At 47.4% G+C, this 19,844-nt stretch carries 19 protein-coding genes and 1 pseudogene; 6 read left to right on the top strand and 14 right to left on the bottom strand.

What is annotated here, in order from left to right:
• Positions 1–11: 11 nt before the first annotated feature.
• From buk to ACZ481_RS05450, 11 genes are all read right to left on the bottom strand, one after another.
• On the bottom strand, positions 12–1,088 hold the full coding sequence (gene buk / locus ACZ481_RS05500; RefSeq protein ID WP_464769159.1) for a butyrate kinase: 1,077 nt from the start codon (positions 1,086–1,088) through the stop codon (positions 12–14).
• Positions 1,089–1,103: 15 nt separating this feature from the next.
• Positions 1,104–1,880: an enoyl-CoA hydratase/isomerase family protein gene (locus ACZ481_RS05495; protein WP_464769158.1), complete on the bottom strand. Its 777-nt coding sequence runs from the start codon at positions 1,878–1,880 to the stop codon at positions 1,104–1,106.
• 18 nt (positions 1,881–1,898) lie between these two features.
• Positions 1,899–3,095, bottom strand: coding sequence for a thiolase family protein (locus ACZ481_RS05490; RefSeq protein ID WP_464769157.1), 1,197 nt, complete (start codon positions 3,093–3,095; stop codon positions 1,899–1,901).
• A 569-nt stretch (positions 3,096–3,664) separates the two neighbouring features.
• On the bottom strand, positions 3,665–6,325 hold the full coding sequence (locus ACZ481_RS05485) for an FAD-dependent oxidoreductase (protein ID WP_464769156.1): 2,661 nt from the start codon (positions 6,323–6,325) through the stop codon (positions 3,665–3,667).
• Between the two features lie 67 nt (positions 6,326–6,392).
• On the bottom strand, positions 6,393–7,400 hold the full coding sequence (locus tag ACZ481_RS05480) for a zinc-dependent alcohol dehydrogenase (protein ID WP_464769155.1): 1,008 nt from the start codon (positions 7,398–7,400) through the stop codon (positions 6,393–6,395).
• A 21-nt stretch (positions 7,401–7,421) separates the two neighbouring features.
• Positions 7,422–8,393, bottom strand: coding sequence for an alpha-ketoacid dehydrogenase subunit beta (locus ACZ481_RS05475; protein WP_464769154.1), 972 nt, complete (start codon positions 8,391–8,393; stop codon positions 7,422–7,424).
• Between the two features lie 15 nt (positions 8,394–8,408).
• Entirely contained in the window at positions 8,409–9,386 is a 978-nt protein-coding gene (locus ACZ481_RS05470) for a thiamine pyrophosphate-dependent dehydrogenase E1 component subunit alpha (RefSeq protein WP_464769153.1), read from the bottom strand.
• 57 nt (positions 9,387–9,443) lie between these two features.
• Positions 9,444–10,172: a 2-oxo acid dehydrogenase subunit E2 gene (locus ACZ481_RS05465; protein WP_464769152.1), complete on the bottom strand. Its 729-nt coding sequence runs from the start codon at positions 10,170–10,172 to the stop codon at positions 9,444–9,446.
• 23 nt (positions 10,173–10,195) lie between these two features.
• Positions 10,196–10,432: a biotin/lipoyl-containing protein gene (locus ACZ481_RS05460; protein WP_464769151.1), complete on the bottom strand. Its 237-nt coding sequence runs from the start codon at positions 10,430–10,432 to the stop codon at positions 10,196–10,198.
• Between the two features lie 250 nt (positions 10,433–10,682).
• Positions 10,683–11,675: a beta-ketoacyl-ACP synthase III gene (locus ACZ481_RS05455; protein ID WP_464769150.1), complete on the bottom strand. Its 993-nt coding sequence runs from the start codon at positions 11,673–11,675 to the stop codon at positions 10,683–10,685.
• A 467-nt stretch (positions 11,676–12,142) separates the two neighbouring features.
• Positions 12,143–12,865 (bottom strand): DUF421 domain-containing protein, encoded by a 723-nt coding sequence (locus ACZ481_RS05450; protein WP_464769149.1) that lies wholly within the window; start codon positions 12,863–12,865, stop codon positions 12,143–12,145.
• 142 nt (positions 12,866–13,007) lie between these two features.
• Between ACZ481_RS05450 and ACZ481_RS05445 the strand changes: the two genes are divergently transcribed.
• From ACZ481_RS05445 to ACZ481_RS05420, 6 genes are read left to right on the top strand one after another with little or no spacing between them, the layout of a single operon-like run.
• On the top strand, positions 13,008–13,214 hold the full coding sequence (locus tag ACZ481_RS05445; RefSeq protein WP_464769148.1) for a DUF1657 domain-containing protein: 207 nt from the start codon (positions 13,008–13,010) through the stop codon (positions 13,212–13,214).
• 14 nt (positions 13,215–13,228) lie between these two features.
• A complete protein-coding gene (locus tag ACZ481_RS05440) occupies positions 13,229–14,089 on the top strand; it encodes a DUF421 domain-containing protein (protein ID WP_464769147.1) in 861 nt (286 codons plus the stop codon).
• Positions 14,090–14,103: 14 nt separating this feature from the next.
• Positions 14,104–14,583, top strand: coding sequence for a stage V sporulation protein AC (gene spoVAC / locus ACZ481_RS05435; protein WP_464769146.1), 480 nt, complete (start codon positions 14,104–14,106; stop codon positions 14,581–14,583).
• Entirely contained in the window at positions 14,584–15,585 is a 1,002-nt protein-coding gene (gene spoVAD, locus ACZ481_RS05430) for a stage V sporulation protein AD (RefSeq protein WP_464769145.1), read from the top strand.
• A gap of 16 nt (positions 15,586–15,601) precedes the next feature.
• Positions 15,602–15,955, top strand: a complete 354-nt coding sequence (gene spoVAE / locus ACZ481_RS05425) for a stage V sporulation protein AE (RefSeq protein WP_464769144.1) — start codon at positions 15,602–15,604, stop codon at positions 15,953–15,955.
• Between the two features lie 28 nt (positions 15,956–15,983).
• A complete protein-coding gene (locus tag ACZ481_RS05420; RefSeq protein ID WP_464769143.1) occupies positions 15,984–16,190 on the top strand; it encodes a DUF1657 domain-containing protein in 207 nt (68 codons plus the stop codon).
• A gap of 100 nt (positions 16,191–16,290) precedes the next feature.
• Here the strand turns inward: ACZ481_RS05420 and ACZ481_RS05415 are convergent, their stop codons facing one another.
• From ACZ481_RS05415 to ACZ481_RS05405, 3 genes and pseudogenes are all read right to left on the bottom strand, one after another.
• Positions 16,291–17,547, bottom strand: a complete 1,257-nt coding sequence (locus ACZ481_RS05415) for an MFS transporter (protein ID WP_464769142.1) — start codon at positions 17,545–17,547, stop codon at positions 16,291–16,293.
• Between the two features lie 474 nt (positions 17,548–18,021).
• Positions 18,022–19,512, bottom strand: coding sequence for a glycine betaine uptake BCCT transporter (locus ACZ481_RS05410; RefSeq protein WP_464769141.1), 1,491 nt, complete (start codon positions 19,510–19,512; stop codon positions 18,022–18,024).
• A pseudogene (locus tag ACZ481_RS05405) lies at positions 19,502–19,624 on the bottom strand (hypothetical protein); the annotation flags it as partial. The pseudogene ACZ481_RS05405 and the gene ACZ481_RS05410, both read right to left, overlap by 11 nt.
• Positions 19,625–19,844 lie beyond the last annotated feature (220 nt).

The raw sequence follows: 19,844 nt of genomic DNA, 5'->3' as shown, positions 1-19,844 counted from the left end.
GTCCTTAAAAATCAATATTGTTTGACGGCTGTCTCCCTGCGCAATACTGCCAGTGCACCTTCCACCAAGGCCAAGAGTTCGTCTTCGCCTGGACACATATACACCGTTGCCAGTTGTTCGACCCGGTCTTTAATGTAATTCGTAAATAACGTACTGTAAGCAAGCCCGCCAGTTAGAATAATGCCATCCGCCCGGCCACTAAGTACGGCGAACATGGCTCCGATCTCTTTGGCAACCATGTAGGCCATGGTCTCTACAACCAGGGCAGCGTAGGAATCGCCGGCGGCGATCATTGCTTCGGCCTTACGCAGATCACTTGTGCCAATATGCATTTGCATGCCGCTTTTTTTCACAATCAAGTCCATGATTTCTATTTTGCTGTAAGACCCCGAATAACACATTTCTATGATAGGAAATAAAGGTACCCCGCCTGACCTTTCCGGAGTAAACGGCCCCTCGCCAGCGGCAGCAGAGTTTACATCAACAACTCTGCCATCAAGGTGAGCTCCCACCGAGATACCTCCGCCCATGTGGGCAACGATCAAACGGCTTTCCTCATATCTCTTACCAAATTCTTTACATACACGCCTCGCAACAGCTTTGGAGTTAAGAGCATGGAATATGGGTTGCCGCTCAATACCTTTAATACCTGTCAGCCTGGCTTGCGGGCACAATTCATCCACAGTAACAGGATCAGCAATGAAGGAAGGGATCCCCAGACTGTCACCGATCTCCCGGGCGATAATACCAGCCAGCGAGGAAGCATGAATGGTGGCTGGCTCCTTGCTAAGATCTTCAATCATTTTATCGTTAATCGCATAGATGCCTGATTCCAGTGGCTTGATAATGCCGCCACGGCCTATCACGGCAGCCAATGACGACAATTCGCTGCCTGCTTCCTTAACAAACTTTAAAACTAATTCAGTACGCAACTTTTTTTGATTCTTTATAGAGCCGCATGCTGCCAATTCCTGATAATCATGACGGATGGTGCTTTCGGCAATACACTTTTCATTCTCAAAAATGCCGTTCTTGGTTGAAGTTGCTCCGGGATTTATAGCCAATACACGAAAAATCTTATTGTTCATGCTATATCCTTCCTGCTATTCCCCTTTGAATACCGGTTTCCGCTTTTCCAGAAAAGCTCTAGCCCCTTCTGTTTTGTCATAGGACTCGCATATGTCGCCAAAATTAGCAGTTTCCAGCGCAATGGCATCTTTTAGATTCATATTTATTCCCTGGTTGATAATCTCTTTTGCTGCTCTTACTGCGACAGGACCCGCCTGGGCAATCTTCAGTGCGATCTTCATCGCATCTTCAAGTGCTTTGCCCTCTGCCGCTAGCTGTTCGCAAATTCCAATGCGATAGGCTTCTTCCGCGTTGATTCTTTCGCCGCTGAATATTAATTTTTTGGCCATTCCCGTCCCGATTAAACGCGGCAGCCGTTGCGTTCCCCCATAGCCCGGGTATATGCCCAGGGTTGTCTCGGGAAACCCTAATGTAACATTTACAGCCATGACCCTTATATCACAGGCTAAAGCCAGTTCCATCCCGCCGCCAAAGACAAATCCGTTTATGGCGCAAATAACAGGGCGGGGAAAGTGATCGATTTTTAAAAATACATCATTGCCCCTTTGTGTAGCTTGTACTCCACCCTTCCTGTCCCAAGCGGCAAACTGATTGATATCCCCACCGGCAATAAAGGCTTTGGGGTTTTCGCTGGCGATGATTACGGCCCGGATGTCTTCATTTTGCAATCCGTCAAATGTATTCTCAAGTTCGTTTAAGGCCTGTTGATCTATTGAATTGACGGGAGGATTATTCAATATAACGGTGGCTATTTTGTTTTCAATTTTTAACAGCACTTTACTATTTGGCATTTTTTCATCCTCCTTATACTACAGTGCTTCAATTACGACCGCCATTGCAGGTCCGCCGCCAGCACATAAAGAACCGCAACCATATTTCTGGCCTCGCCGCTTCAATTCAGAATAAGTGGCCATAACAAGCCGTAAACCGGTGCTGCCTACAGGGTGGCCCAAAGCAATCCCGGAGCCGTTGGCATTTACATTATTCATATCCAGCTTAAGCTCTCGGCAGCAAGCCACTGCCTGGGCAGCAAAAGCTTCGTTGATCTCATAGTAAGTGACATCGTCCCTCTTCAGTCCTGCCTGGTCTATTGCCTTAGGAATTGCATAAACAGGGCCAATACCCATAATACTTGGGTCAACGCCTACCGTAGTTGTGGATTTGATCTTGAACAGCGGTTTTAATCCCAGCTCCACTGCCATTCCCATGGACATAACTACAAATGCTGTGGCCCCGTCGTTTAAACCGGAAGCATTACCGGGGGTAACTGTTCCGTCCTTTTTGAAAGCCGCGGGCAACTTAGCAAGTGCTTCCATAGTTGTGGCCCGGGGATGCTCATCAGTATCAACAACTACAGTGCCCTTTTTGCTTTTAATTTCTACGGGAACGATCTCGTCTTTAAAATTGCCGACGGCAATCGCATCAGATGCACGCTGCTGACTGAGGAGGGCGCATTCATCCTGTTCCTGGCGGGTAATGTTATACTTCTCGGCTACGTTTTCAGCAGTTATCGCAATATGCTGGCCGTTGAATGCATCAATCAACGCATCATGCATTAAGCCGTCTTCCAGTGTGCAGGCACCCATCCGTACGCCTTTTCTCATTTGCATTTGCAGGAAAGGAACATTAGACATGCTTTCACAGCCACAAACCAAAGCAGCTTTTGTTTTTCCCAAAATAATCTGCTGAGTTGCAATTTCCAATGCTCGCATACCGGAAGCGCATTGCTGTTCGATTGTGGCCGCGCCACCTGCGGCAGGGATTCCAAGTCCGATTTGTACCTGTCTGGCCGGATTTCCTTTTAGTCCCTGTTTGTAAACCATGCCTACCAGTACTTCATCAATTACCTGGGGTGAAACATTAGCGCGTTTTATGGCCTCTTGACCAACTATCTTCGCAAGTTCAACCGCAGTCAAACTAGATAAGCTTCCTAAAAAATTACCTATTGCCGTTCTTGCCATACCTACCACAACAACTTCACGGTGTTGTACTGCATTTTTGCACATGTTATAGTTTCCTCCTAATTTTTTTTCAAAAGCAATTATACTTTACATATAAAATTTTAAACTATTCAGTTTTTCTTTTAAATCGCCTTAATGTGTTGTCTAGGGCTACCCTTTTATATAAATAAAATCATACTTTTTTCTCTTTTCAGGGTTACAGCGCCTACTAGCTTTTCCGGCAAACAGCCGCCTGAAGACATTTAAAAACTATTTAATGTGTACCTGTCTGAGTTTTTTTGTTTCACGTACATACATAAACTTAGTCTTGGATGCAGTAGGTTTTACTTGGGAAATAATATTGTATGCACACCTTTTGGCATTTTTCGGACTAACAGATTCTAGTGTTATCCGTTTCAATTCAGTGTCGCCGCTTATTAACATAATTTGATATAGAACCTCATATACTTTCATGTGCTTCATCTCCTGTCAGAAACTCATATTGGCGCTGGTTCGTATTACCCACGAAAGCAGCGCAACCTATTTAATAGAAATTATGTATAAGGGGCTATGGATAACTTATCTCTAAGTGTCCCCACAGCCCCTGTTTCTTTATAGGTCGTATGGATTAGGATTTACCCTGTTTTCTTTTTAGCTTCTATGCGCGCTGCTCTTTCCGCTCTGTATTTGACTGAATCCATGATATACTCCATAGCGCTATCTGGTGCAGGAATATCTCTTACCTTCACCATATGAATGGCGTCAAAGTCACAGTGAACTGTGCAGATACCGCAACCCATGCATAATTCGGGATTGACAACAGCTTGACCGCAGTTAAGGCATCTTTGAGTTTCCTTACGAAGTTGTGCTGCCGTAAAGGTTGCCGTCAAATCCTCGAAGGTGCGGGCTCTGGCTGCTCCTACCGCTTTGCCTGACTTCTGCCGTGGCAGGCGGTCATAACCACCGACATCCACTTTGTCTTTGTTAATGGATACGAATTTGGCATCACGGCCAAGGGTCAAATTGTCGCCGCGTAAATAACGCTGAATAGAGATAGCGGCTTGCTTGCCGGCAGCTATCGCATTAATAGCAAGCTGCGGTCCGGTTACGGCATCGCCGCCGGCGAAGATGTCCGGTTGATCTGTCTGATAGCTTAACTCTGCAACTTGCATCGTATTGCGCGGGGTCACTTTGCAGGCAGTACCGGCAGTTAAGCCGGCCCAATCAATAGTTTGTCCGATCGCAACAAGAATGGTTGTTGCTGCCACTGTCTGGGTGTCGTTCTCGTCAAATGCCGGACTGAATCTGCCTTCTTCATCGACACAGGATATACATTTTTTAAACTCTATACCAGTGACTTTGCCGTCCTGCTGGAGGATGGCTTTGGGACCCCAGGATGGATTGAGAACAACGCCTTCTTCAAGAGCTTCAGCCAGTTCATCTTCCCATGCAGGCATCTCTTCACGGCACTCCAGGCTAAACATATTCACAGATTTAGCACCAGACCGGATTGCAGCTCTGGCTACGTCAATAGCCACGTTACCGCCGCCGATTACAATAACATTTCCGCTCAGGTTGCAACCGGGTCTACCATAATTGACATTTTTGAGGTAATCTACGCCAGGAATAACGCCTGCGAGCTCTTCGCCTGCAAGACCAAGTTTTCTGCTCTTTTGTGCACCAACTGCGAAGTAGAAAGCCTTGAACCCGTCAGCACGCAACTGATCGAGGGTGAGGTATTTACCTACTTCGACTCCGGTTACGAACTTAACACCTAAATCTGCAAGAACTGCAATCTCAGCATTGATCGTATCTTTATCCAGACGGAAGCTAGGAATTCCCAGTGTGAGCATGCCACCCAGAACCTCTTCTTTTTCATATACGGTAACCTGTAACCCCTGAATAGCCAGGTAGTAAGCAGCAGACAGGCCTGCAGGGCCAGAGCCGACTACAGCCACTTTCATACCAACAGTCTCAGGACTTGCCTTGATCTCAGGTACAAAACGAGCTCCGCTCTCAAGTTCCTGATCGGCGATGAAACGTTTGATCGCATCAATAGCTACCGGTTGGTCAACCTTGTTACGGGTACATTCTTTTTCACAAGGAGCAGGGCATATCCGACCACAGACTGCAGCGAATGGGTTATCCTGCTTAATGAGCTTCAGTGCCTCGCTGTATTTTCCTTCAGATGCCATTTTGATATATCCCTGTACGGAAATGTGAGCAGGGCATGCTGTTTTACATGGGCTCGTACCACCTTCAGCAACAAGGGGACGATTGCGATAGTTGGGATCCCACCGGTCTCTTAACCAGGTTGTATCAGCTGGATCATCAGCATTCGGATCGCGAGGAGTCCATTGGGTTGCAGGATCGGTCAGGCTGGTACCAAGCTTTACGGCCTGCCAGATACAAGCTTCCGCACATTCACCGCAGCCTACGCACTTTTCAGGATCAACTTCAGCACAGTAATTGGTTCTGGTAGTACCGCCGCCGTCATGTAACTTCTGCTGGGTGACGCCACGTGTCGTCAGGCAGCAGCAGCCGCAGCAATTGCAGACATATTCAGAAAACCCTTTATCAAAGGAGAAAACATGGTGAACAAGTCCTTCTTCTTCGACCTGTTTGACGATCTTTAATAACTCTTCCTTGGTGACGCTACGACCGCGTCCGGTTCTTACATAGTAATCGGCATAGTCACCAAACAGCATACAAGTTTCCAGCATGTGGCCGCATCCTTCGCCCATCTGCCTTTTCATTGACCGGCACAGACATGGAGCAACAGCATATTTGTCAGTAGCGTTGATAAAGGTCATCAGTTCTTCATAGGAAGCGCTTTTGCTGTCAGCTTCGATGGATTCCTGTACCGGAACAATACGCATGGTGCCAACAGACAGGTTAGGATACTGACCTTCAGCCAGATCATAGTAATATTCTTCTAGTAAGTCGACCATTTCTTTATCAAGGGTCCTTTTATTCATTTGGAATTCCAGAATGCCAGGAGCGATAGGAACTAGCTTGAAGGTACGTTTACCGTCTCTAATAATATCAAAGATAACGCCACCGTCTACCAATTTATCCAAAACGGGTATTATTGCTTCGGCTTTCTTTCCTAATTTAGCAGCAAGTTCCTCGGCAGTAGTTTCCACCGGCGTCAAAGCCAGTGCAATCTTGGCATCTTCATCATTCATAAGCCGGCGAAGAATCCTTACAAAGGGTGCATCCGGCTTATTGGGCAGAGCCCACGGTGTTTGAAACGCCTCATCAATGTAATCGGCAAATTTGACTATGTAATCCAAAATACCTACCTCCTTAAAATATATTAAGACATCTATTGTCTCAATAGCATAAATATCTGTGGCTGAACTATTTTTGGGCTACATCGATAATTACTTTTACATCATTGATTTTGCGGTTGTTAATATCCTCAAAAACTTGCGGAACTTCATCTAATGTTACAAACCTTGTAGCATATTTTTTAACATTAATCCGGCCTTCGGCAATAGTTTCCATTGCTCTTAAGAAATCGGTTCTGGTGTAAGCATATATCGGCAGTATTTGTACTTCACCAAATAAAGCGATTGACAAGGGTACGTTCGTATCAGTAGGAGAACCGCCGACAAGGATGACTTTCCCTTTCCTTTTGACAACTTTAAGCGCAGTTGTTACAGCAGGCGCCGCCCCGGAGCATTCAAATACCCTATCGAATCCTGCCCCGCCTGTATATTCCATTAATTTTTCCACACAATCTTCTTTTGCATCAAAAATAGCGTCAACATCGCCCATAGCGAGTGCTTTTTTAGCTTTTTCCATATTTGCTTCGACCAATATGACTTTGGAAGCTCCAGCCAATCTGGCATAATTTGCCGATCCTAAGCCTAAAATTCCGCCACCGATAATACAAACTTTATCGCCGATTTTAATATTGGCGGTATTAACGGCATGAAGGGAGGTTGCAATTGGTTCTACCATGGCAGCTTCTACCGAACTAACATGGTCAGGCACTTTGATTGCTGCCGCCGGTACGCAAATAGCAACCTCCCCAAATCCCCCCATTAATAACGGTGTGTTGAAGCATACATTGCGGTGGCCTGCCTGGCATAGATCACATTTCCCGCACCCCATTGCTTCAGAGGTAACTCTGTCGCCGGCTTTTAAATCCTCATTAGCACCAGGATCCAATACTGTGCCACAATATTCATGACCTAGTATTGTGCCTTGCATCGTATCACCGATATCATACCAGAAGTGCGTTTCACTGCCGCAGATCGCTGTTTTTTCGACTTGGATCAAAACATGATAGCCATCTGGCTTTGGTGCTTCAACAGTATGTACTGCCAGTTTGTGGGTACCTTCTAAAACGACTGCTTTCATTGTTCTTCTCCTTTAGATGGCCTATTTTACGATATCTCTGATTGCAGCAGTTATGGAAGCAATGGTCGGGAAGATATGCGGTTCCACATCGCCCATGCCCACACTGATATCAGCTCCGGCAACCCGTTTAACCGGCTTTTTCAGGTCGGCAAAGCATTGCTCCGTGATTGCTGAAGCATACTCGCCGCCGATGCCGCCTGTTAAAGGATGCTCATGAACGACAATGACTCTGCCGGTTTTCCTGGCCGATGCCACGAAAGTTTCAAGATCGAATGGCAATATAGTTCTCGGGTCGATCAGTTCAACACTGATGCCGTCTTTTTCGACTTCTTTAATTGCCGCTTCTGTATAAGTTCTCATCAACTGGCCGGCAATTATCGTTACATCTTTGCCTGCTTTTACTACATCCGCTTTTCCCAGCGGAATGGTGTAATCGCCTTCCGGCACTTCGCCTTTTTTGCCGTACATCACCTTATGTTCCAGGAATAAAACCGGATTGTCGCTGCGAATGGCAGACTTCAGCAGGCCTTTGTAATCGGCAGGTGTCGACGGGCTAACAATAGTCAGTCCCGGAGCATTCATCATCCAGCCTTCAACACAATTGGAATGTTGCAAGCCAAAGTGCCCGCCAGCACCTTGCGCAGCCCGGAAAACGACCGGCACTTTTGCCGTCCCGCCGGATACATAGCGTATTTTTGCAGCTTCCATAACAATAGCATTGAACGCAAGGCTGCAAAAATCGGCGAACATTAATTCCACTACCGGTCTTTTGCCGGCCACGGCGGATCCAACTGCCATAGCGCAAAAACCAGCCTCAGCTATTGGGGTTTCAATAACCCGTTCTTCGCCAAATTCTTCAATAATGCCTTTCGTTACGCCAAAGCATCCGGCGCACAAGCCAATATCTTCACCCAGTAAATAAACGTCTTTATCTCTTGTCATTTCTTCACAGAGAGCTGCATTAATAGCCTGTGATATAGATTTTTTACTCATGATCTCACCTCCAAATTACTTTGCGTAAATTTCCGCGAAAATTTTATTAGGCTCAAGTATATCTGCGGCAGTCTTGTCTGGTTCAGCCAAAGCTGCGTTAAAACCATCATACAAGAGCTTTCTTTGTGCTTCATCAATAGCATCTAATTCTTCTGCAGTTGCAATTTTACGGTTCAGCAAATGATTTCTGCACCATTTGAGGCAATCGGTATTCATCCTGGCATCTTGTACTTCAGCCAGATCACGATACAATTGCGGATCGCCGACAAAATGCCCGGCCCATCTAACAGTTTTAAATTCGATAAATTGAGGTTCTCCCTTGCGAGCCTTGTCCATGGCCTCCTGCATAACTGCTTTTACCAGGAAAACGTCATTGCCGTCATACGAAGCAGACGCTAAGCCAAAGCCTTCTCCTCTTTTCGCCAAACTACTGAGAGCGTTGATTTTTTTGCTCGGCATAGACATGCCCCAGCTATTATTTTGAACATACCATACAACAGGCAATTTCCAAGCGGCAATCATCGTCAATGCTTCCGCAATAACGCCTTCGTTCAGTGATCCGTCGCCGCAGCCGATAACTACGCAGCCATCTATTTTGTCAAGCTTATAATTAAGGGCAATACCTGCACCCATGGCCTGCGACTGACCCAGTAAAGCAGAATACGGGCCTGCTTTTTTTGCAGGTACACAGTAATGGGTATCGCCCGCCATACCACCGTTAAAACCATTTGGCTTGGCAAGCATTTCAGAAATAAATGCATGCTGGCCAAAATATCTGGCAAGCATGGGGCGGCTCCTATGTTCAGGTACAATCCAGTCATTGGGGCCTAACGATTCAAAAACACCTACTCCTACTGCTTCATCGCCGGTGCCAAGATGATGGAAGCCTCCTGCAATGCCTTTCATTACATACTCTTCACAGATTTCTTCAAACAACCTTGAATAGGTCATAAATTCATAGGTTTTTAAATATTCCTGCTTTGAATACTCCATGAATATTCCCCTCCTTATTTTTAAAAAATTTGTTAATTTGACCAAACTTGCGCTTGATTACAAAGGCAGATATTGTTCTGGGTCTTTTAATATAGCAATAAACTCGTTCCAAAATCTTCCTACCGGAACGCCTTGAATAAGGGCATGATCAATTGTTAAGGAGAAATACGCTGTCGGCCTTACAATAATCTCCTTATTCTCATTACAGGCTGGCTCATAAAAGATATTGCCGACTCCCATAATAGCCATCGCCGGGAGATTCAAAATGGGAGTAAATGCCCCAACCTCATACATGCCCAGGCTGGATAACGTAAATGTACAGCCCGACATATCCTCTTTTGTAAAGGTTCCTGCTGCTACCTTCTGGCTCAAAGTTTTCAATTCATCCGCAATTTGAGAGATGCCTTTGTTTTCAACATTTTTAATTACAGGCACATATAGTAAGTCCTTTGGCCCCCCTGTTCCGATTCCGATGTTGATTGATTTATACATAATAATCTTTTTATCTGTAGAGGTGCAATTCAATGTAGGATCTTTCTGCAGTATCACTGATACCAGTTTGGCAAATAAAGCCGTATAACTAATTTTATGGCCTGCTGCCTTTAATTTTTCTTTATATTCCACAAGCTTGGTAAGATCCGGTTTTATAAAGGAACTAGCTTGCGCTGTTGTCTGCAGGCTTTCTGTTAAATTCACTTTAATTGCTTTACGTGCCCCCGTGATAGGCAGTGTTTGCCATATCTCCTTCCCATCCTCGGTAATTGTACCAGGAGTTAAAGATTCCATATTTATTAACCTCCAAAAGTCATTTAGTCTTCTATGATCGTTGCAATTACAGTACCGATTGGAGCCTCATCACCTTCTTCAACTAGAATCTTATCTATCGTGCCATCAGTGTAACATTCCAGCATATTGGTTATTTTCTCTGAAGATATTTCGCATAGTGCCTGGCCTTTAGTCACTTTGTCCCCTTCCTTTACATACCATTCACTAATTTCCCCAGACTCCATGGTCATGCCAAATTTGGGCATCTGAACATTATACATCTTCGAATCCTCCTATAAACTTCAATTAATCGTTCAATGTATGTAGCTTTAAAAAACCTCAACATTTGCTTCAATTTTATCTTTATAGTTTTTGACTATCAATTACCATGGGGTTCAATAAAACTAATGATTTTTTGTAATATAATGAATACTATTTTCCTATTGATTTTGTTTTATTTTTATGGCATAATTTTATATTTATTATCAAAATACAAACTGAGCTCTATTTACTGGACAGTAGAAGTAGTTATTACTTTAACCACTTAATAATAGTTGCCCCCCAGGTAAGCCCACCCCCAAAGCCCGCTAATGCGATTATATCGCCATTTTGTATTCTACCATCTTTAACGCCTTCATCTAAAGCGATTGGAATCGACGCAGCCGAAGTATTGCCATATTTATCAACATTAACGATTACCTTATCCATTGGCAGGCCTAAACGTTTAGCAGCCGATTGGATAATTCTCAGGTTAGCCTGGTGGGGCACAAGATAGGTGACGTCTGTCGGAGATAGCCTGGCATTAGTAAGAGCTTTATTTAGGGTTTCACCCATTATTTTTACTGCAAATTTAAAGACTTCATTACCATCCATATGAATAAAGTGCAGCCTGTTTGCCACGGTTTCCGCGGATGCAGGCTGACGTGTTCCACCTGCAGGCACTAGCAGAAGGTCGCCACCGCCACCGTCCGCGCCCAAGTCCATACCGAGAATTCCATAACCTGACTTTGTTTCGCCTAGTACGACAGCACCTGCTCCATCACCAAATAAGATAGCGGTATTCCGATCCTCCCAGTCAGTAATTGTAGATAGGGTTTCTGCACCAATTACGAGTACTTTTTTATAAGTGCCTGCTTTTATAAATGTACTGCCGGTAATAAGGCCATATATAAAACCTGAACATACTGCGGTGAGATCAAAAGCAACCGCATTAATCGCTTGAAGATTCGCTTGCACTAGGCAGGCGACAGACGGAAAAAGCAGATCTGGTGTAACAGTCCCAACAATAATAAGATCAATCTCTGCGGCGTGGACTCCAGCATCCAAGAGTGCCCTGGCAGCGGCTTTTGTGGCTAGTTCGGATGTAGCCTCGCTTTGCTGTGCAATACGTCGCTCATGGATACCAGTGCGCTCAACAATCCATTTATCTGACGTATCAAACATTACCTCCAACTGCTGGTTGGTAACAATTTTGTCCGGCAAATATGAACCTACGCCTAAAATTCCTATAGATCGTTCGTTCACTTAACCTCCTCCTCCATACCGCTTGCGTTGTATTATAGCAGGCCGCTGTTTGCATTGCTCCAGCAAAATTACTCTTAACACAAATCAAGCCACACACTATGGTTATCAGGATTATAATAAATTTACAATTATAATAGTACGCTTATTATCGGTTATAATAAATCGGAAAAAAGTACTATTTTAGTAACGAAAGGCTATTTAAATTACCCCTTAATGTTCGAAATCCTTATGATGATGCTGTAGCAGAGTCATTCCATGAAAACCTTAAAGACGGAATTAGTACGAAACAGCGGAATCTTTACAAGTAGGGAAGTAGCTAAAAAATCCGTCTTTAAAATTACATCAAGATATTTGACAACAGGCAGAGAAAACAAACTGCCTTGGGGTACCTATCCCCAAGGCAGTTTGACCAGCAAATTTAGTCCATTTTAACTTCTACGTGTCTACTAAACGAGGTTCATTCCAAGTTATTCTTCACTACTGCTTTTATTAGGATAACTGGAGCTGGTTTTGCGGTTAATAAACAGCTGTCCCTTCGAGTCGATGCCGGCATAGGTTACCTCGGACAGATCGCTGATGTTCCTGGCCGCTAATTGTTGTTCCAGCCAGGCCTGAGAGTAGTTGTGCTTATGTAAATTCTGTTCAATGACTGCTCCGTCCATGATTAGTTCCACCGGGAACGAGGGGTCAGGCAGATGCAGGCTGACATCGCTTTTGGTCACAGGCTGATAGTCCGCTTTTTTGATAACACTTAAATCACCGGTAATTTCCAGAATCGCGTATTGTACTTCGGCGGGATCAAAAACGCCTTGTTGGCGCAGATGTCCACTCAGCTCGTCAATATCATACCGCAGAGTCCGCATGTTTTCTTCAATAATACGTCCATTCTCAATCACAATCGTCGGCGAGCCGTCAATTAGTTTCCGGAGCGGACGGCTTTTGATGGTAATAAGTGACAGTACATAGGTTAAGACGACAAACAGGACCATATCATAATAATGGTTCCACACCTTATCCACATCGGCGGCGGCAATATTGGCGGCCAGGGAACCGATTGTTATTCCGCTTACATACTCATAGAAGGTTAGCTGCCCGACCTGCGTTTTGCCAAGAAACCGGGTAAAAACCAGCAGGCTTAAGAATACCAGCGTAGTTTGCCAGGTATCACGGATATACTCCTGCCATTCCATAATTATCTTCCTCCTTTGCCTACTCTATCTGTATAGCTTTCACATAGCTCGCGCTTTTATCATTCCCAAAAATTAGAAATGAATGAATTGCATTAAATTCCCCGCTAACTGAAATAATAGATTGGTAAATGGAGGTAATGCCATGACAGTTGCTTCGCAGGTCAAACAAACACTAGCCAGTCTGAAAGGCAGCCAGGGTACGTTAAGACTGTATGCCCTCCAGGCGGGCAATGAGGAAACCATGTCTGCCTATCATGAAGCGGTAGATGCTCTGGATGCCGTTATCCATGATCTGGAGAAAAGACTGCAGACGTTGGAGTATCAGGAGCCACAATATAAAGGCAATTAGTAGGAGATAACAATATGCAGGCATGGCTACAGGTTCTATTCAGCTCAATTTCCGTATTCTTGCTGTCCCTCTTCTTAATCAGAGTCATGGGCAAACGGAATATCGCCCGCCTAACACCGTTTCGGTTTGTAAGCTATATCGTAATCGCGGTAATTGCCGCCTTACTGTCATTAAATGCAATCCCCAACCCGGCCTTTGGCCTGATTGCGCTCGGCGTTTGGGTTTTCTTTCCCGTCGCCCTGGAGTATTTGTCTGTAAAAAGCAAATGGCTGCATGATCTTATTAACGGGCAAGAGACGGTGTTGATCAAGCAGGGAAAAATACTGGAAGAAAATCTGCTGCAGGCAAGGTTAACCGGGGAAGAGCTGCTGCGGGAGCTGCGTTCTAAAAATGCCTATAATCTGGCCGATGTGGAATTTGCGGTCATGGAAGACACCGGCGAAATTAATGTCCTGCTGAAAGCCGGGAAACAGCCGGTAGCGGCTGCCGCTGTAGGGATAAAAACAGCTCCGCTGGCCGAGCCGCAGACCGTGGTCCTTGACGGCACCATATTAAATGAATCCCTGTTTGCTTTGGGCCTTAACCGGGAGTGGCTTGGCACCCAGTTGGAGACAAGGGGCGTATCACTGGATAATGTGTTTATCGGTCAGGTCGATGCTGCCGGCGATTTATACCTGGATCTGTTTGATGATTCTATCCAGCTCCCTCAGCCCGAGGTCAGAGAAATGCTCTACGCGAATCTTGAAAAATCCCAGGCTGACCTCACAACCTTCGCCTTGGCGACCCAGGATGAAGCGGCTCAGAAAATGTACGCCAACCATGCCGGCCGGCTGGAGCAGCTTATGGAAAAACTGAAGCCCTATTTATTGCGTTAAGGAGGTGGATTATATTGTCAAGCAGTAAAAGGAAGAATCTAACCCCCGCCCAGCAGCAGTATCAGGACTTTGCCCGGGCCAGGGAGCCACAGCGTCCGCTACTGGCAAACTGCCTCCGGGCGTTTGTCGCCGGCGGCCTTGTCTGTACGCTCGGTCAGGGAATACAGTGGTTTTTCATGACCTATTTTAACTTTGATGAAAAGACAGCCGGTGATCCAACCGTTGCGGTTCTTATTTTGATCGCAGTGCTGCTTACCGCGCTTGGCGTATACGATCACATTGCCCAATGGGCCGGTGCCGGCACTGCCGTTCCGGTTACCGGCTTTGCCAATACGATCGCATCGGCCGCGCTTGACCACAAAAGCGAAGGGCTGGTATTAGGCGTCGGCGGCAATATGTTTAAAATCGCCGGCCCGGTTATTGTTTTTGGCGTCTTTTCCGCTTTCATTGTCGCAATTATTAAAGTACTCATCACGGAGTTAGGTGGAATGTGAATGCTGCAAGGTCATCAAACATGGGTTTTTACCACAAAACCGGTAATCATTGGCTCAGCCGCTATCGGCGGGCCGTTTGAAGCCGCAGGCAATTTAGCGGACGATTTCGACCTGCTTCACGGCGATATCTGGCTTGAACAGGACAGTTATGAACAAGCAGAGAAAAAATTTTTGGAACAAGCCTGTGAGACGGCAATTAAAAAAGCCGGACTCAAAAAAGAGGATATCCAGTTTTTCCTCAGCGGTGATCTGATTAACCAGATTATGCCCAGCAGCTTTACTGCCCGTACCCTGGCCGTTCCTTACCTGGGTATCTATGGGGCCTGCTCCAGTTCGATGGAAGGTCTTTCCTTAGCCTCGCTGATGATTGACAGCGGCTTCGCCAAGACCGCCCTGGTGGGGACGTCCAGCCATAACGCCGCCTGTGAAAAGCAGTACCGCTATCCTACTGAGTATGGCGCCCAGAAACCGCCCACTGCCCAGTGGACCGTTACCGGCGCCGGCGCCGCCGTTGTTGCCGGTCAGGGCACCGGCCCCCGGGTGGTCGCGGCAACGATTGGACGGGTGATTGATATGGGGCTGTCCGACCCCTTTAACATGGGAGCAGCCATGGCGCCGGCAGCAGTGGATACAATCGAGGCTCATTTCCGGGATATGAACTTGACCCCGGATCACTACGACCTCATTGCGACCGGCGACCTGGGCCGGGTAGGTCACCGCATCGCCGGCGATTTGCTCACAAAACATGGCCTGGCCATTCCGGTGGAAAAATTAACTGACTGCGGTCTTTTGATGTATAAAGAAAAGCAGCCTGTTCTCGCCGGCGGCAGCGGTTGCGCCTGTGTTGCCACAACAACCTTCGGCCATTTTTTAAACAGGCTGCGCCGCGGTGAACTGAACCGGATTTTAGTGATAGCGACCGGTGCTTTGCTCTCGCCGATGTCTTACCAGCAAAAAGAGTCCATACCCTGCATTGCCTATGCAGTAGCAATAGAAATGTAACCTAGGAGGCTTACGTTTGGAGAAGTTTATTCTGGCATTTATTGTTGGCGGCGCCATCTGTGTGCTGGGCCAGCTCCTGATGGACGGGCTGAAGTTGACGCCGGCCCATACCATGGTAACCCTGGTAATAACCGGCGCCGTTTTAGGCGGTTTCGGTCTCTATGACGACCTAGTTAAATTTGCCGGCGCCGGAGCTTCTGTCCCCATCAGCAGCTTTGGCAATCAATTAGTCAAAGGAGCCCTCCAGGAGGCGGAGAAAAGCGGCCTTGTCGGCGTATTGACAGGTATTTTTAAAATTACCAGCGCCGGTATTTCGGCGGCGATCATTTTCGGCTTTTTAGCAGCGTTGCTCTGCAAGCCGAAAGGATAGCGGGAGAGCCTTTAAAGGAGGTGAAGAAATGACAGTAGGCACACAAATGACGCAGGCTATCGCCACCGTGCAAAGCGCGGCGGCGTCAATGAAAACCTTCTCATTGGAAACGCAGGACCAGCAGGCCAAACAAACCTTCGAGCAATTGGCGACAACCCTGGATAATGCGGTCGAAACCTTAAAAAGCAGACAAAAATATGTGGAAAATCAGGAACCTCAATACCAACAACAGTAATCTCTTCGCAAAACAAATAGAAACATGACCTTTCCCAAGCACCGGGAAATGATCATGTTTCTATTTGTTTACTAACAGTTATATGGCTCTTACTGTATCTTTACGCGATAGCCTCTTTAGCCCCCAGCTTGGCTTCCTTAATTGGCAGATTAACGGCCGCAGCCAAAACGGCGAGCACCATATCGGCGTACCACATCCACTGGTAGTTGCCAGCATGGGCCATAGCCAGCCCTCCCAGCCAGGCGCCGAGGAAGCCGCCGATTTGATGGGTCAGGAGCGTCAGGCCAAATAAAGTGGCCAGGTAGCGGGTACCAAAAAGTTTGCCCACCAGCCCGGCTGTCGGCGGCACGGTAGCCAGCCAGGTGAAGCCCAGCCCGGCGGCAAATATATAAAAGGTAAGCGGGGTCTTCGGCGCCAGCAGATACATGACAATCATTACCGCCCGGCTGGCATACATGACCGCAAGGATATACTTCATGCGATACCGGGTGCCCAGCGCCCCGGCCAGGAGGCTGCCGGCTATATTAAACAGGCCGATAAGCGCCAGCGAAGCGGCGGAGACGCTGGCGGTATGGCCGCATAAAGCAACCTCTCCCGGCAAATGGGTCACCAAAAAAGCCACATGGAAGCCACAGGTGAAAAAGCCGGCATGCAGGCATAAATAGCTGGGGTTGCGCATGGCCTGGCAGACTTGCTGATATAAGCCCACCGCCGGTGCCTGAGCGGCCGCGGCCTGCACGGCCGCCGCCGAGCCACGGCACAGCACCGAGGCCAGGGGAATTGACAGCAGGGTTGTGGCCGCCATCGTCAGGATAGCCGCTACCCAGCCAAACATACTGATAATGGCCTGCAGCAGCGGGGCAAATACAAACTGGCCCAGCGAGCCGCCGGCGTTAATAAAGCCGCCGGCAAAAGCGCGTTTGTCCGCAGGCAGCTGCCCGGAAGTCGCGCCAATCAGCACCGAGAAGCTGCCCGCCCCCGCCCCGGCGGCACTTAATATGCCCATGGTCAGGATCAGCGACCATTCGGACTGCACCAGCGGGGTTAGCGCCAGCCCGGCCGCCAGCAGCAGAGTGCCAAAAACAAGCACAGAATAAGACCCTTTTTTATCGGCGACGGCCCCGAATATTGGCTGGGCCAGGCCCCACACAAACTGGCCGATGGCCAGGGCAAAGCTAATAGATACAATGCCCAGGCCGGTAGCTGCATCCAGCGGGTTGACAAAAAGGCCGACCGACTGCCTGGCTCCCATTGTAATCATTAATATGGCCGCCGCACTGAGCATTAACAGCCAGGCCGACTGAACCTTGTTGGTTGTCTTCAGGTAATAATCCCCCTTTAAAAGTTGTTGGCACATGCCGGCGGCCTGTAGCCGCTGCTTATTCTTTGGCCGGCAGGGTTCGTATTTACTAGCGCTCCACCGGCTAGCGCCCTGAATGTAAATGTATATGTATATGTATATAAAGAACCCTCCAAATTCGCGGATTGGAGGGATAGTTAACGTATTTTCACATTAGAAGCACGAACAGCGATCAGGCTTTTTTCTCGTATGCGGCATAAGGCTACCACAGGTTCACCATCTTTCCATCAGATTTACATATTGATTATACCGCACTATATCCGCGCTGTACAGAACCGTTCACGCGGCTTTTTCCACGATGGTCTATATATGGCTCAGAATAGTCGACTGGTTTTTGCGAGTTAATACCAAATTTACACCACTCTTTCGCATGACTTATTTTGCCGGTATATTACGCACTCCGCCGGTATTGAGGTCCCGGCGGAGTGCAGATACAGCAATTTGTTATATAGTGTTTGTTATCGTTTTACCTTAAACCTGTTCCTCAGAAAGAGCTTTATATATGCTGTAGCACATGACCAGCATAATCAGCATAAAGGGGAAAGCGGCGGCGATAGAAGCCGTCTGCAGGGTCTTTATGGCGGCAGTACCACCAACCAGAATCAGCATAATGGTGACAGCTCCCTGGGCAATACCCCAGAAACCGCGCGATTTTGCACTGGGGTTCATGTCCCCGCCGGAGGTCAGCATGCCCAGTACATAAGTGGCGGAGTTGGCTGCGCCGACAAAAGATGCCACAATCAGGGCAAGCGACAGGGGGGCGGTAAGAGCATACAACGGCATTTGTTTAAGCGTGACAAACAGGGCTGTTGTATAATCCGCTTGCACAGCGGCCTGGATGGCACCATTGGACAGCGCATCCAGATGGAAGGCGGCCCCGCCGTATATCGCCAGCCAGATGAAGCAAAAACCGGAGGGGAGCAGGGTTGCTGCGAGAATAAATTCGCGAATGGTACGGCCCCTGGAGACCCGGGCTATGAATTGGCCTACAAACGCCGCCCAGGCAATATACCAGGCCCGATAGAACACCGGCCACGCTTGAGCCCACTCGACATTCCCCATCCACAGACTCTGGCTGATAAAGTTCTGCAGATACTCGCCCAGAGTGTGAGTAAACATATTCAATTGGAAGACCGAACCGCCGAACAGGAAGATAAAAACCATAAAAACAATCGATAGCCAGACCTTGGTATCAGCAACAGCCTGCATAGCCTTATGCAGGCCGGAGACAGTGGCCAGGGTGAAACTTGCCGTCATTACCGCTATAATGACGGCAATCATTCCCGGTGAGGACTCAATCCCCCAGATATAGTGCAAACCGGTGGCAATTTGGTTGGAACCAAGTCCCAAGCTGGTAGCCACGCCAAATATGGTGGCAAAGACCGCCAAAACATCAATAGCCTTACCGCTAGGACCGTAAATGCGATCACCCAGGAGCGGGTAAAAAGCCGAACTGATCATACACGGCAGACCTTTCCGGAACTGGAAGTAGGCCAGGGCTAAACCGCAAATCGTATAAATAATCCAGACATGAATACCGAAATCATTAAATACAAGCCGCATAGCTAACTGCATAGCCTCTACGGTCCCGCCCTGACCAACGGGGGGAGACATGTAATGCATCATCGGTTCAGCAATCGACCAAAAAACCATGCCTATCCCCATACCACTGCCGAAGAGCATGGTAAACCATTGGAAATTGGTAAATTCCGGCTTGTCGTCATCTTGGCCAAGCTTGATTCTGCCAAAGCGACTAAAGGCAACACTATAGGCTGTCAAGGTAAAAATAAACACGGATAGCAGATACAGCCAGCCAAAATTGGTAGTCAAAAATCTTAATACGACATTAGCTGCCTTGTCCATTTGCACAGGCAGAACTATACTTAATGCCACAAACAGTAAGGATACCGTTGCCGAAATGTATAAAACAGAGCGGTTTTGTGAGCTTTGACTATTTGACATAAATTATTTTTCCCCTTCCTACAACATCCAGTACTGATCGCGAATGGATTTCAGCTCTGTCTACGTCCAACACCATTTCCATCATACTGATTTGTTCTTCGTACACCTGGGGATTGCATCGGCCTTCACTTCCAGCTCACATATATGGCATACTCTCAGTCCCACCGGACTCCGCCAAAAGACCCGCAAAGGCAGGATTGCCGGCAGTTACAGTTCGGCTGCCAGTCCTGCGTCGCCTCACCCTCGACTGCGCCGAATCCTCCGTAAACGCCTTAACCCGCTTCCGGTTTTCCAGGTCCATAGCCCGCAGCAATGCAGACAAAGCATTCTGC

It is taken from the genome of Sporomusa intestinalis (assembly GCF_055383785.1).
This window is presented reverse-complemented; position numbering and strand designations above follow the sequence as displayed.